Raw genomic sequence first — 14,100 nt, 5'->3', positions numbered from 1 at the left:
CCCGCCGTGATCCGCAGCGCCGAGCCGCCCCCGCCGCCGCACGGCGGCGCCCCCGTGCACGTCGTCCACGTGCTCGGCGGCACGTCACCCGGGCTGGGGCAGGAGCCTCCGTCCGCCCTGGCCTGTCTGAGCCTACGGGCGCTGACCGACGGGCTGGTGGCGCACGGCGTGCGGGTCACGGTGCACGCGCCGCCCGAGGCCGCGTCCGCCTGCCCCGACGCCTCCTGGGGCGCGGCCTTCCGTCCCGCCCACGCCCGCACGGAACCGGAAGCGGTCATGGCGCTGCGCTCCGAACTCACCGGCGCCGACCTGGTGCACGCCCACGGGCTGCGGGCCGCCGCGCTGGCCTCCCTCGCCCGGGACCTGACACGCCGGCGGGTGCCGCTCGTGGTCGGCTGGCACGACCGCGAGCCCGTCGACGGTCCGCGCGAAGGGCTGCTGCGCACGCTGGAGCGGCGGGCCGCGCGGGCGGCGGCCGTCGTCCTCTGCCCGACCCCGCGCCAGGTCGACCGGGCCCGGCGGCGCGGTGCCCGCGACGCGCGCCTGTCACCCGTCACGCTGCCCGTACCGGCGACGCCCCTGTGCGGCGCGGCGGAGAGCCGGGACAAGATCCGTGCCGAGATCGGCGCCGTGGACCGGCCGCTGCTGTTCTCCCTGGGCCGCCTCGACGCGCGGCACGGCTACGGCACGGTCGTCGCGGCGTCCCGCGCGTGGCGCGGCCTGAAGCGGCCGCCGCTCGCCGTCGTCGCCGGGGAGGGCCCCGAACGGGCGGCGCTGCAACGGCAGATCGTCGCCGAGAACCTCCCGGTGACGCTGCCCGGCCGACGGGACGACGCACTGGACCTGCTGCGGGCCTCCGACCTGGTCCTGCTGCCGGAGGGCGGCGCGTCGGCGATGCTTCTCGCCCAGGAGGCGCTGCGCGCCGGGGTCCCCGTCGCGGGAGCCTCCCGGCAGGGTGAGGGCGCCCGCGAACTCGTCGGGGAAGCGGGGGCGCTGTCACCGCCCGGCGACGCGACGGCCCTGGGCGGGACGGTCGCGGAACTGCTCCGCGACCCGGCACGGCTCGCCCGGCTGCGCGCCGCGTGCGCCGAGCGCGCAGCCGTCCTCCCGACCGGAGAACAGCGTGTCACCCACGTGCTGGCGGTCTACGACGAGCTCCTGGGCCTCCGCCGCTGACGAGGTCCCTCGCGCCCCTCTCGCGCCGCCGTGGGCGGGGCCGTCAGGACGTCGTCCGGCGCGCGTTTGCCGCCGGACAGGCCCTACGTGCTGGAGGCGCGGACGACGAGCTGGGCCGGGGTGACGACCGGGGCGGGAGGCGGGCCGGCCGGGGAGGGGTCCAGACGGCGCAGCAGCAGTTCGGCCATCATCCGCCCCATTCCCTCGACGTCCTGTCGGACCGTCGTCAGCGGGGGGTCCGCCCACGCCGCGGGCTCCAGGTCGTCGTAGCCGACGACCGCGACGTCCTCCGGCACCCGGCGCCCCGCCGCGCGCAGCGCCCGCAGCGCGCCGGACGCCATCAGGTCCGATCCGGCGAACACCGCGTCCAGCTCCGGCTCACGGCCCAGCAGTTCGCGCATCGCCCGTTCGCCGCCCTCGGCGGTGAACGCGCCGTGCGCCTCGCCCGCGCCCGCAGCCCCGGCGGCGGCCAGCGCGTCCCGGTGCCCCTGGAGGCGGTCCAGCGCCGAGGTCTGGTCCAGCGGGCCGGTGATGACGGCGATGCGCCGCCGGCCCCGCTCCAGCAGGTGTGCGACCGCCTGCCGGGCGCCGCCCCGGTTGTCGGTGTCGACGTACAGCAGGTCGGGGTCCTTCTCCGCGCCCGGCCAGCCGGGGCGGCCGCCGAAGACCGTGGGCAGCCCGGACTCCGCGGCCATCGCCGGAAGCGGGTCCTCGGAGTGCAGCGAGAACATCAGGGCGCCGTCGACGTGGCCGCCGGAGAGGTAGCGGCCGATCCGCGCGTAGTCCCGGCGGTGTTCCAGCAGCATGAGCAGCAACTGCGTGTCCCGCTCGGACAGTTCGCGGCTGATGCCGCGCAGCTGCTGGGAGAAGAACGGGTCGGAGAACACCCGCGTCTCCGGTTCGGCGATGACCACGGCCACGGCTCCGGTGCGGCGGGTCACCAGGCTGCGCGCGGCGCTGTTCGGCACGTAGCCCAGCTCCTCGACCGAGCGCTGCACCTTCTCGCGGACCTCGGTCCGTACGCCCGGGCCGCCGTTGACGACCCGCGAGACCGTCGCGCGGGAGACGCCCGCATGGGCGGCGACGGCCTCCAGGGTGGGCCGGGAACCGCGGACACCGTGCACGTCGAACTCCTATCCGTCGTCGGCCCTTGACGCTACCGCGAGCGCGCGGCATGGTGCATGACCACGGCGTGAGAGCGCTCTCACGTGGGCGCGGTACGCCGGAAAGGCCCCACCCCTCCCGAAACGACCCCCACCTGCGAGAGGTGAATGACATGGGCACGATGAAAAGCCGCTTCACGCGGCGCATGTTCCTCGGCGGCGTCGCCGCCACCGCCGTCTCCGCCGGAACAGCGGCCGGTCTCGCCACCGCCGGCACCCCGCGCACCGCACCCGCGCGCGGGACCGCGGCGACGATGGACCTCACCGTCGTCAACGAGACCGGCCGCTACGGCAACGCGGACATCCGTCTCTACGTGGTCGGCAACGACGGCACCCGCCAGGTGCGCCTGACCCCGGAGGGCACCGTCGCGCCCGTCGCCCTGTCGGACAACGGCCCGGACGGCTACACCGACTACGCCATCCCCCTCGCGGCCGGCGGTGCGACGACCCTGACGCTGCCGCACATGTCCGGCCGCATGTACGTCGCGCTCGGCGCGGACCTGAAGTTCAAGGCCGTCCGCGACGGCAACGGCAACGCCGCCCTCGCCTACCCCGCGGGCTGGGTCTCCGGCGACCCCAACTACGACGTGCTGCACGACTGCGCGGAGTTCACGTTCAACTCCGCCGGCATGTTCTGCAACACCACCATGGTTGACATGTTCAGCGTGCCGCTGTCCATCCGCCTCACCGGAGCGGCCGACCAGACCACCGGCACCCTCCGACCGGGTGGACGGGCGCAGATCTTCGACGCGCTGCGCGGCAGCGGACCGTTCTCGTCCCTGGTCGTCGACGACCGGCGCGTCATCGCCCCCGGCCACGGCCTGGACGCCGGGCTCTTCCCCGCCGACTACTTCGGCGGCTACATCGACCGGGTGTGGGACACGTACGCCTCCCGCGACCTGCGGGTCACCACCAACGCCGGGACGTTCACCGGCCGCGTCTCCGGCGGGCGGCTCTCCTTCACCGGCCCCGCGAGCGTGTCCTTCGACCGGCCCTCGACACGCGACGTCCTCTTCTGCGACGGGGCGCTCGCCGCCCCCAACGACGGCACCACCGGCCCCGTGGCCGCGATCCTCGGCGCCGGGTTCAACCGCACCACCCTGGCCGCGCACGCCGACCAGCCGACCGGCGACCCCGGCGGCTTCTACCAGGACGACCCCGTGCACGCCTACGCCCGTGCGATGCACGAGGCCACCGAGGACGGGAAGGCCTACGGCTTCGCCTTCGACGACGTCGGAGGCTACGCCTCCTACATCCAGGACGGAGCTCCCCGCTCCTTCACCCTGACGCTCACGCCGTTCTAGGCCGGCGCACGGCGCATCAGGCGTCCGCGTACGGCGGCGTCAGCCGCCGTACGCACCCGAGGCGGTCAGCCGCAGTGCCGTGTCGATCAGCGGCACGTGGCTGAACGCCTGCGGGAAGTTGCCGACCTGGCGGCCGCGCACCGGGTCCCACTCCTCGGCGAGCAGCCCCAGGTCGTTCCGCAGTGACAGCAGCCGGTCGAACAGCTTCCGCGCCTCGTCCACCCGGCCGATCATCGCCAGGTCGTCCGCCAGCCAGAAGGAACACGCCAGGAACGCGCCCTCGTTGCCCTCCAGGCCGTCGACGTTCGTGTCGCCCTCCTCGCCGGAGGTCGGATAGCGCAGGATGAAGCCGTCGTGGGTGGACAGCTCGCGCTGGATCGCCTCGACCGTGCCGATGACCCGCTTGTCGTCGGGCGGCAGGAAACCCATCTGCGGGATGAGCAGCAGCGAGGCGTCCAGCTCCTTGGACCCGTAGTACTGCGTGAAGGTGTTCCGCTCGGCGTCGTAGCCCTTCTCGCACACCGCGCGGTGGATGGTGTCGCGCAGCTCCTGCCAGCGCTCCAGCGGGCCGTCGACGTCGCCGGACTCGATCAGCTTGCAGGTGCGGTCCACCGCCACCCAGGCCATCACCTTCGAGTGCACGAAGTGGCGGCGCGGGCCGCGCACCTCCCAGATGCCCTCGTCCGGCTCGTCCCAGTGCTCCTCCAGGTAGTGGATCAGCTTGAGCTGGAGCAGCTGGGCGTAGTCGTTGCGGGCCAGACCGGTCATGTGGGCCAGGTGCAGCGCCTCGGTGACCTCCCCGTACACGTCCAGCTGGAGCTGCCCCGCCGCGCCGTTGCCGATGCGCACCGGCGCCGAGTTCTCGTAGCCCGGCAGCCACGTCAGCTCCCGCTCGCCGAGGTCGCGTTCGCCCGCGATGCCGTACATGATCTGCAGGTGCTCCGGGTCGCCGGCGACCGCGCGCAGCAGCCACTCCCGCCAGGCCCTGGCCTCCTCGTGGTAGCCGGTACGCAGCAGCGACGAGAGGGTGATCGCGGCGTCCCGCAGCCAGGTGAAGCGGTAGTCCCAGTTCCGCGAGCCGCCGATGTCCTCCGGCAACGAGGTGGTCGGGGCGGCGACGATGCCGCCGGTGGGGGAGTAGGTCAGCGCCTTCAGCGTGATCAGCGAACGCACCACCGCCTCGCGGTACGGGCCGTGGTAGGTGCAGTGCCCGACCCAGCGCCGCCAGAACTCCTCGGTGTTGCGCAGCGCGGCCTCCGGCGTCGGGAGCGGCGGCGGCTCCTTGTGCGAGGGCTGCCAGCTGATCGACAGGGCGATCCGCTCGCCCGGCGCCACGGTGAAGTCGGCGTACGTGGTGAGGTCCTCGCCGTACGTCTCCACGTCCGTGTCGAGCCAGACCGAGTCCGGGCCTGCCACGGCCACCGAACGGCCCTCGACCTTGTGCATCCACGGCACCACCCAGCCGTAGGAGAACCTCATCCGCAGGGCCGAGCGCACCGGCACCCGGCCGCTCACACCCTCGATGATCCGGGTCAGCTGCGGCGTGCCGGTGCCGCGCGGCGGCATGAAGTCGATCACGCGCACGGTGCCGCGGTCGGTGTCCCACTCCGACTCCAGGACCAGCGACTCGCCGCGGTACCGGCGGCGGGTGGCCGGCGGCGGGGTGCCGTCGGGGGCGTGCGCCGGGCCGATCCGCCAGAAGCCGTTGTCCTCCGTCCCCAGCAGGCCGGCGAAGACCGCGTCGGAGTCGAAGCGGGGAAGGCAGAGCCAGTCGACGGAGCCGTTCCTGCAGACGAGGGCGGCCGTCTGCATGTCTCCGATCAGTGCGTAATCCTCGATGCGCCCTGCCACGTGCGTCTCCAGTCGAGCTGCGGTTCACGCGCCGCGGGGCGCGTATACGTCCATCCTGCCCATGCGAGTGTCCGGGCAGCATACGTGCCGTGCAATGTGATTCGTCCGACCTCGCGGTCCACCCCTGGACCGCCACGGTCACAGCCTGCCACTGATACCCTGGTGGCCCGTGGACCGGTGGGCACGGAATCGGCATCCGACCCCGAGACGGCAGCCCCCCGACCGCAGCGACGGTACCCCTGCGCGACCTGCCAGGCAGCCGGTGCGCACCCCACCAAGCGACCACGGGAGCCCCCTCTTGGCCATGCCGAACCGACCTTCGTCGTCCGTGACGACCAAGCACCTCTTCGTCACCGGGGGTGTCGCCTCCTCGCTCGGCAAGGGGCTGACCGCCTCCAGCCTCGGAGCGCTGCTCAAGGCGCGCGGCCTGCGGGTCACCATGCAGAAGCTCGACCCGTACCTCAACGTCGACCCGGGCACGATGAACCCCTTCCAGCACGGCGAGGTGTTCGTCACCAACGACGGCGCCGAGACCGACCTGGACATCGGCCACTACGAGCGGTTCCTGGACGTCGACCTGGACGGGTCGGCGAACGTGACCACCGGCCAGGTGTACTCCTCGGTGATCGCCAAGGAGCGGCGCGGCGAGTACCTGGGGGACACCGTCCAGGTGATCCCGCACATCACCAACGAGATCAAGAACCGCATCCGCCGGATGGCCGCCGACGACGTGGACGTCGTCATCACCGAGGTCGGCGGCACCGTCGGCGACATCGAGTCCCTCCCCTTCCTGGAGGCCGTCCGCCAGGTCCGGCACGAGGTGGGCCGGGACAACGTGCTGGTGGTGCACATCTCGCTGCTGCCCTACATCGGGCCCTCCGGCGAGCTGAAGACCAAGCCCACCCAGCACTCCGTGGCCGCGCTGCGCAACATCGGTATCCAGCCCGACGCCATCGTGCTGCGCGCCGACCGCGAGGTGCCCGTCTCCATCAAGCGGAAGATCTCGCTGATGTGCGACGTGGACGACGCCGCCGTGGTCGCCGCCATCGACGCCAAGTCGATCTACGACATCCCCAAGGTGCTGCACTCCGAGGGCCTGGACGCGTTCGCCGTCCGCAAGCTCGACCTGCCCTTCCGCGACGTGGACTGGACACAGTGGGACGACCTGCTGCGCCGGGTCCACCAGCCCGACCACGAGGTGACCGTCGCGCTGGTCGGCAAGTACATCGACCTGCCCGACGCCTACCTCTCCGTCACCGAGGCCATCCGGGCCGGCGGCTTCGCGAACAACGCCCGGGTGACCATCAAGTGGGTCACCTCCGACGACTGCCGCACCGCCGCCGGCGCCCGCGAGCAGCTCGGCGACGTGGACGCCGTCTGCATCCCCGGCGGCTTCGGCGAACGCGGCGTCGAGGGCAAGCTCGCCGCCATCACCTACGCGCGCGAGAACCGGGTCCCGCTGCTGGGCCTGTGCCTCGGCCTCCAGTGCATCGTGGTCGAGGCCGCCCGCAACCTCGCGGGCATCGACGGCGCCGACTCCACCGAGTTCGACCAGGGAGCCGCCCACCCGGTGATCTCCACCATGGAGGAGCAGCTCGACATCGTCGCGGGCGAGGGCGACATGGGCGGCACCATGCGGCTCGGCCTCTACCCCGCCAAGCTCGCCGAGGGCTCCCTCGTGCGCGAGGTCTACGGCGGCGAGCCCTACGTCGAGGAGCGGCACCGCCACCGCTACGAGGTCAACAACGCCTACCGCTCGGAGCTGGAGAAGAAGGCCGGACTGGTCTTCTCCGGCACCTCCCCCGACAACAAGCTGGTCGAGTACGTCGAGTACCCGCGCGAGGCCCACCCCTACCTGGTCGCCACCCAGGCCCACCCGGAACTGCGCTCCCGGCCGACCCGCCCGCACCCGCTGTTCGCGGGCCTGGTCCGGGCCGCCGTCGAGCGGCAGGGCGGCCAGGCCGGGCAGGCCGCGGCCGGCCGTACCGCCGAGGAGGCCGGAGCGTGACCGACCGACTCGCCGACAGGGCCGAGGAATGGCGCGTCGTCGCCACCGACGTCCCCTTCCGCGGCAACAAGACCAGCGTCCGCACCGACGAGGTGGAGATGCCCGACGGGCAGGTCGTCGGGCGCGACTACCAGGTGCACCCCGGGTCGGTGGCCGTTCTCGCCCTGGACGACCAGGACCGGGTGCTGGTGCTCAGCCAGTACCGCCACCCCGTGCGGCACACGCTGTGGGAGATCCCGGCCGGTCTGCTCGACGTGCCCGGGGAGAACCCGCTGCACGCCGCTCAGCGCGAGCTGTACGAGGAGGCGCACGTCGAGGCGGAGGACTGGCGGGTGCTGGTCGACGTCTACACCACGCCCGGCGGCTGCGACGAGGCCGTGCGCATCTTCCTGGCGCGCGGCGTCACCGACGCGGAGGGCGAACGCTTCGCGGTCAGCGAGGAGGAGGCCACCATGGAGCAGGCCCGGGTCCCGCTGTCCGACCTGCTCCGCGGCGCGCTCGCCGGCGAGCTGCACAACAACTGCCTCGTCGTCGGCGCGCTCGCGCTGCACGCCGCCCTCACCTCCGACGGCCTCGACGCGCTCCGGGCCGCCGACGCCCCCTGGCCGGCGCGGCCCTTCGAGGCCTGACCGGGAGTGTGATCCGGCCGTCACGCCCGACGCCCCGCGCCCCGTGCGCACGCACCTGACGCCTCGTGAGGTCCGTGACCCGGTGCAGTGATCCCCGGGAACCGCCGGGCCGCCCGCCCGCCGTGCGCGTCCTTCCGGGACGCGCACGGTGAACTACGCTCGACGGGTCCCCGCCCGCTCCGCGCGGCGGGTCGTACGCCCCCGCACCCCGGCGCGGAGGGTGCCCCCACAGGCGCAGGCGGACGGGAGCATGACCCGTGACGGAGCAGGCGGTGCGGCACGGCACGCCGACGGCGGGCGGCCGCCCCGGCGGAGGACGCTCCTTCGTCGGACGGGACCGGGAACTGCGGCGGCTCCGCACCGATCTGGAGTCCGCCGGACTCGGCACCCTCGCCGGCCGCCCCGCCCCGCACAGCCGGGTGCTCCTCGTCGCCGGCCGGCCCGGTTCCGGGCGCACCACGCTGGCGGAGGCCTTCGTCCGCGAGGTCGCCGGACGCTACCCCGACGGCGTGCTCCGGGCCCGGCTCACCGACCCCGGCGGCATGCCCGTGCCGACCGAACGCACCGCACGCGACCTGCTGACCGCGCTGGGCGCCGGGGGCGCACCCCCCGGCGCCGACCCCGACGACCTCACCGCCGTGCTCCGCGCCGAACTGGCACGGCGCCGGGTCCTCCTGTTCTGCGACGACGTGGCCGCCGCCGAGCAGCTCGGCGAACTCGTCCCCGAGAACCGCGACTGCCTCGTGGTCGCCGTCGCCTCCGGCCCCCTGACCGGCGTCCCCGACATCCGCCCCTGCGCGATGGGCGGACTCGACCGGGCCGCCGCCGTGGAACTGCTCCGCAGCCGCGCCGGCACCTCGCCCCGGCTCACCGTGGACCCGCGGCGCGCCGAATCGCTCGCCGAGGCCTGCGGCGACCTCCCCGCGGCCCTGAGCATGGTCGGCGGCTGGCTCGCGGAACGCCCCAAGCTCTCCGTCTTCGACGCCACCGCCCAGCTCCTCGGCACCCCGGACGGCCGTCCGGACACCGGCGGCACCCCCGGCACCTCCGGCACCCGCACCCCCGACTTCCTGGCTCGCGCCTTTCACCTGGTCGCGGGCTCCCTCCCGGCGCCCGCCGCCCGGCTGCTGCGCTTCCTCGCCGTCGCGCCCGCCGGATTCGTCGACGCACAGCACGCCTCCGCCCTCACCGGCTGCTCGCCGGAGACCGCCGAGGAGACACTGCACCGGCTGCACGCACTCGGCCTGCTGCACCACGCCGCGCCCGGCTGCTGGACGGTCCCCGGCTGCCTCGACCCGCTGCTGCGGGCCGAACTGGACGCCCGCGAACGCCCGGCCGAGGTGATGCTCGCCCGCGCTCGCATGCTGGAGCGCACCGTACGGCGGCTGCACGCCTGCCGCGCCGTCACCGAGCCGCCCGGGTCGCCCGCCCGCACGAAACTCGCCGGGATGCCGCGCCCGCTGCGCTTCGACAGCGCCCGCGAAGCCCGCGACTGGCTGGAACTGCGGCGGCCCGCGCTCCTCGCCGCGGCCCGCCTCGCCGTCGCCGAGGGCGCCGGCGAACTCGACACCCTGCTCCGCCGCCTGGTGCACGCGCTCGGCCGTTGCTTCGCCGCGCACCGCACCCCCGAGGAGTCCGCACCCGAGGTGTACCGCCTCCAGGAACTGGCCCTCCAGGTCGCCGACCGCCGCGCCCTGGAGTCCGATCGCACCGCCGCCCTCCTCACCCTCGCCGACATGGACGCCGCCGCCGGACGCCTCGCCGGCGCCGCCGACCGCTACCGGCGGGCCCTGGACGCCGCCCGGGCCTGCCGGGACGGCGTCGCCGCCACGGTGATCCCGGAGCGCCTGGGCGACACGCACGGACGGCTCGGCGACTGGGCGCGGGCCGCCGACTGGTACGGCCGCGCGCTCTCCCTGCGCGAGTCCGCCGGCGACCCGCACGAGGTCGCCCGCCTGCACGGCCTGGTCGCCGACGCCCAGGCGCGGAACGGCGACACCGGCGAGGCCCTGCGTACATGGCGCGCGGCCGCCGCCCTGCACCGCAGGCTGCGCGACCCGGCAGGCCGCGGACGCGCGCTCGGTGAGGTCGGCCGCCTCCAGCAGCAGTGGGGCCGGTCCGACGAGGCGCTGCGCACCTGCCGGGAGGCGCTCGCCGAGGCGCGTCGCGCCCGCGACCCGCTGCTCCAGGCGGAGCTGCGGATGCGCCTGGCCGACGTGTGCGACGCGGCGGGCGACCCGGCCGCCGCCGCGCGGCACCGTGCCGCGGGTGAGGAGCTGCGCGACCTTACCGAGTGGTAGCGGCGAGGGCGTGCGGGCGCGCGTGGTGGACCCAAGGTGGCAGCCGCGTCACCCCCGGTGCCGACCTGCGAAATCAATAGCAGGATCGGAAAAGATTGACCCATTGCAAGGCTAGACAGTGCGGCATCCTTCATTAGACTGGCTGGGCTGTGGCCGTTCCGCCTGCATCCGGCATGCACCCCTCTATGCTGAGATGACAGGAAACGGGCCCGGCCCTTCTCCTGCATCCCCGAAGCAAGGACCGTGATCGACGTGAAGGTCGGCATCCCCCGCGAGGTCAAGAACAACGAGTTCCGAGTGGCCATCACCCCGGCCGGCGTCAACGAACTCGTGCGCAACGGCCACCAGGTCTATGTGGAGCTCGGAGCCGGCCTCGGCTCCTCCATCGCGGACGACGAGTACACCGCCGCCGGCGCCACCATCCTGGCCACCGCCGACGACGTGTGGGCCACCGCCGACCTGCTCCTGAAGGTCAAGGAGCCGATCGCCGAGGAGTACCACCGGCTCCGCAAGGACCAGACGCTCTTCACCTACCTGCACCTCGCCGCCTCCCGCGACTGCACGGACGCGCTGCTCCAGTCCGGCACCACCGCGATCGCGTACGAGACCGTCGAGACCGCAACCCGGGCGCTGCCGCTGCTCGCCCCGATGTCCGAGGTGGCCGGCCGGATCGCCCCGCAGGTCGGCGCCTACCACCTGATGCGCTCGGCCGGCGGCCGCGGCGTGCTGCCGGGCGGCGTTCCGGGCACCCCCGCGGGCCGCGCGGTCGTCATCGGCGGCGGCGTCTCCGGCTGGAACGCCACCCAGATCGCCGTCGGCATGGGCTTCCACGTCACGCTCCTGGACAAGGACGTGAACAAGCTGCGCGAAGCCGACCGCATCTTCGGCACTAAGGTGCAGACGGTCGCCTCGAACGCGCTCTCCCTCGAACAGGCCGTCCTCCAGGCCGACCTGGTCATCGGCGCCGTGCTGATCCCGGGCGCGAAGGCCCCCAAGCTGGTCACCAACGAGCTGGTCTCCCGCATGAAGCCGGGAAGTGTCCTTGTCGACATCGCGATCGACCAGGGCGGCTGCTTCGAGGACTCCCGCCCCACCACCCACGCCGAGCCCACCTTCCAGGTGCACGACTCGGTCTTCTACTGCGTCGCGAACATGCCCGGCGCGGTGCCCAACACCTCGACCTACGCGCTCACCAACGCGACGCTGCCCTACATCGTCGAACTCGCGAACCGCGGCTGGCGGGACGCCCTGCGCCGGGACGCCGCTCTGGCGAAGGGCCTCAACACGCACGAGGGCCAGGTCGTCTACGGTCCCGTCGCGGAGGCGCACGGCCTGTCCTCCACCGTGGACCTCTCCACGCTGCTCGGCTGACAAGTCGACCTGCGTGACGACGGGTCAACGTCCGTCGTCAACGTCACCGACGCCGCGTCACCGGCCGGGCTCCGACACTCGGAGTCCGGCCGGTCGTGCGACCTGCGGGCACCCACCGGTCGCACGACCGGGCGCCGAGCGGGTCGACTCGCGCGGAACTGCGCCGTTCTCCCGTTACGCGCCGCCCGGAAACCTCGCGCGCGGAGCCGTGACGCCCTTGACAGCGGGACGTTCACATGCCGACGGATCGCACCGTGTCCGACGGTTTGTGTTGCTGCGGGAGGCCGACACGCCATAGAGTCACCAGTCGTCGGCAGGGTGCACGCTGACCTTGTCCAGAAGTTTCCTGGTCGCCTAGGAGGTAGAACGACTTGTGAACGAGTCGACATTCACTCCCGGGGGTGGTCAGCCGGGAGCGTCGGTAGCGGGACGGGGCGCCACGGGGCCAGAGGCTGTCGGCTCCGTCGCCGTTCGCACCTTCGCCGCCCGCCAGGGCACCCAGCCGCACTCGACAGCCCACCAGAGCATGGACGGTCACCACGTGAACGCCTCGGCCGGCGACGGCACGGACCACGCATCCGGCGACCGCTTCGCCGACTACGACCACAACGCCCCGGACCTGCCGGAAGGTCACTTCTACGACCCCGACGCGGAGTTCGAGCCGGACCCCGAGTACGCGGCCACCCTCGCGCCCGACGCGGCCCGCCAGCGCCGCGAGCGCGTCGGCCCCACCGGCCGTCCGCTGCCGTACTTCCCGATCCCCGGCCCGGTCAACGAGCACGGCCCGGCGAAGATCATCGCGATGTGCAACCAGAAGGGCGGGGTGGGCAAGACCACCTCGACCATCAACCTCGGCGCCGCGCTCGCCGAGTACGGACGCCGCGTGCTGCTCGTGGACTTCGACCCGCAGGGTGCGCTGTCCGTCGGACTGGGCGTCAACCCGATGGAACTCGACCTGACGGTCTACAACCTGCTCATGGAGCGGGGCATGTCGCCCGACGAGGTGCTGCTCAAGACGGCGGTCGCCGGGATGGACCTGCTGCCGAGCAACATCGACCTCTCGGCGGCCGAGGTGCAGCTCGTCAGCGAGGTGGCCCGCGAGTCGACGCTCCAGCGCGCCCTCGCCCCGCTGCTGCCCGACTACGACTTCATCGTCATCGACTGCCAGCCCTCTCTCGGTCTCCTCACCGTCAACGCGCTGACCGCCGCGCACAAGGTGATAGTGCCGCTGGAATGCGAGTTCTTCGCCCTGCGTGGCGTGGCGCTGCTGACCGAGACCATCGAGAAGGTGCAGGAGCGGCTCAACCCGGAGCTGAATCTGGACGGCATCCTGGCCACCATGTACGACTCCCGCACCGTGCACAGCCGCGAGGTCCTCGCGCGGGTCGTCGAGGCGTTCGACGACAGCGTGTACCACACGGTGATCGGCCGTACCGTCCGCTTCCCGGAGACCACCGTCGCGGGCGAACCGATCACCACCTACGCGTCCAACTCCGTCGGTGCCGCCGCCTACCGCCAGCTCGCCAGGGAGGTGCTCGCCCGGTGCCACGCCGAGTGAGTCTGCCGGCAGCCGACGAACTGTTCCGTACCACCGGGGGATCCGCGGTCCAGCCCTCCACTCCGCCGCAGCCCGGCGGCGCCCCGCGCGTCCCGGCGCCCGGCGGCGAGCACGCCCCGGCGGCGGACGACGCGCCGTCGGCCGGCTCGCCCGGAGACCGCGCGGGCGATCGGCCCACCAGCGGGCGCGCCGCGGACGCCGGGCCCGCCGAGCACGGCACGCGCAGCACGGCCCGGCCGGCGCGCGGCGCCGTCCCCGGCCAGAACTCCGGTGGCCCGAACGGCCGTTCGGGCTCCGGTGCCAACGGCACCTCGCCCGGCGGCGGACCGACCGCCACCGCCGCGGGCGGCGCCCCCGTAAGCACCGGAGCGGGAGGGCCGAACCGCCCCGCCTCGGGCAAGAACCGCCAGCCCGACGGAGCGGCCACTCCGCGCCGCAGCCGGGCCGCACGGCGCCCCAGCGGGCGGGAACGCCACGACGAGAAGATCACGGTCTACGTGTCCGCCGAGGAACTGATGGACCTGGAGCACGCCCGGCTCGTCCTCCGCGGCGAACACGGACTCGCCGTCGACCGCGGCCGTATCGTCCGGGAGGCGGTGGCCGTCGTCCTCGCCGACCTGGAGTCCCGGGGCGACGCCAGCATCCTGGTCCGCCGCCTCCGCGGCCGATGAGCACGCCGCTCCGGGGAAACGCAGGTCCAACGGGGTGACACCGGCCGCCTGCCACCGGTCGCGACCAGT

At 73.7% G+C, this 14,100-nt stretch carries 10 protein-coding genes; 8 read left to right on the top strand and 2 right to left on the bottom strand.

Features of this window, described 5'->3' with window-relative positions:
- Window positions 1-6 precede the first annotated feature (6 nt).
- On the top strand, window positions 7-1,176 hold the full coding sequence (locus tag RM572_RS24270; RefSeq protein WP_311675538.1) for a glycosyltransferase family 4 protein: 1,170 nt from the start codon (window positions 7-9) through the stop codon (window positions 1,174-1,176).
- 83 nt (window positions 1,177-1,259) lie between these two features.
- Here RM572_RS24270 and RM572_RS24265 read toward each other — a convergent pair whose 3' ends face one another.
- Window positions 1,260-2,300 (bottom strand): LacI family DNA-binding transcriptional regulator, encoded by a 1,041-nt coding sequence (locus tag RM572_RS24265; protein ID WP_311675537.1) that lies wholly within the window; start codon window positions 2,298-2,300, stop codon window positions 1,260-1,262.
- 152 nt (window positions 2,301-2,452) lie between these two features.
- Here RM572_RS24265 and RM572_RS24260 point away from each other — a divergent pair, with 152 nt between their 5' ends.
- Window positions 2,453-3,643: a beta-1,3-glucanase family protein gene (locus tag RM572_RS24260; protein WP_311675536.1), complete on the top strand. Its 1,191-nt coding sequence runs from the start codon at window positions 2,453-2,455 to the stop codon at window positions 3,641-3,643.
- 39 nt (window positions 3,644-3,682) lie between these two features.
- Here RM572_RS24260 and RM572_RS24255 read toward each other — a convergent pair whose 3' ends face one another.
- Window positions 3,683-5,494 (bottom strand): glycoside hydrolase family 15 protein, encoded by a 1,812-nt coding sequence (locus tag RM572_RS24255; RefSeq protein ID WP_311675535.1) that lies wholly within the window; start codon window positions 5,492-5,494, stop codon window positions 3,683-3,685.
- Window positions 5,495-5,798: 304 nt separating this feature from the next.
- Between RM572_RS24255 and RM572_RS24250 the strand changes: the two genes are divergently transcribed.
- The 6 genes from RM572_RS24250 (at window position 5,799) to RM572_RS24225 (ending at window position 14,031) form a co-directional block, all read left to right on the top strand.
- On the top strand, window positions 5,799-7,502 hold the full coding sequence (locus tag RM572_RS24250; RefSeq protein WP_311675534.1) for a CTP synthase: 1,704 nt from the start codon (window positions 5,799-5,801) through the stop codon (window positions 7,500-7,502).
- Window positions 7,499-8,131 carry an NUDIX hydrolase gene (locus RM572_RS24245; RefSeq protein WP_311675533.1) on the top strand — a complete coding sequence of 211 codons (633 nt, stop codon included), beginning with the start codon at window positions 7,499-7,501 and terminating at the stop codon, window positions 8,129-8,131. The genes RM572_RS24250 and RM572_RS24245 overlap by 4 nt, the downstream gene beginning before the upstream one ends.
- A 257-nt stretch (window positions 8,132-8,388) precedes the next feature.
- A complete protein-coding gene (locus RM572_RS24240) occupies window positions 8,389-10,431 on the top strand; it encodes a tetratricopeptide repeat protein (RefSeq protein WP_311675532.1) in 2,043 nt (680 codons plus the stop codon).
- Between the two features lie 252 nt (window positions 10,432-10,683).
- Window positions 10,684-11,802, top strand: coding sequence for an alanine dehydrogenase (ald, locus tag RM572_RS24235; protein ID WP_311675562.1), 1,119 nt, complete (start codon window positions 10,684-10,686; stop codon window positions 11,800-11,802).
- 373 nt (window positions 11,803-12,175) lie between these two features.
- The gene (locus tag RM572_RS24230) at window positions 12,176-13,360 is read left to right on the top strand and encodes a ParA family protein (RefSeq protein WP_311675531.1); all 1,185 of its coding nucleotides are present in this window, start codon (window positions 12,176-12,178) and stop codon (window positions 13,358-13,360) included.
- On the top strand, window positions 13,357-14,031 hold the full coding sequence (locus RM572_RS24225; RefSeq protein ID WP_311675530.1) for a hypothetical protein: 675 nt from the start codon (window positions 13,357-13,359) through the stop codon (window positions 14,029-14,031). The genes RM572_RS24230 and RM572_RS24225 overlap by 4 nt, the downstream gene beginning before the upstream one ends.
- Window positions 14,032-14,100 lie beyond the last annotated feature (69 nt).

The sequence above is a fragment of the Streptomyces hazeniae genome (genome assembly GCF_031845485.1).
Taxonomy (GTDB): domain Bacteria; phylum Actinomycetota; class Actinomycetes; order Streptomycetales; family Streptomycetaceae; genus Streptomyces; species Streptomyces hazeniae.
The sequence above is the reverse complement of the archived record's forward strand: the minus strand, read 5'-3'. Positions and strand labels throughout refer to the sequence as shown.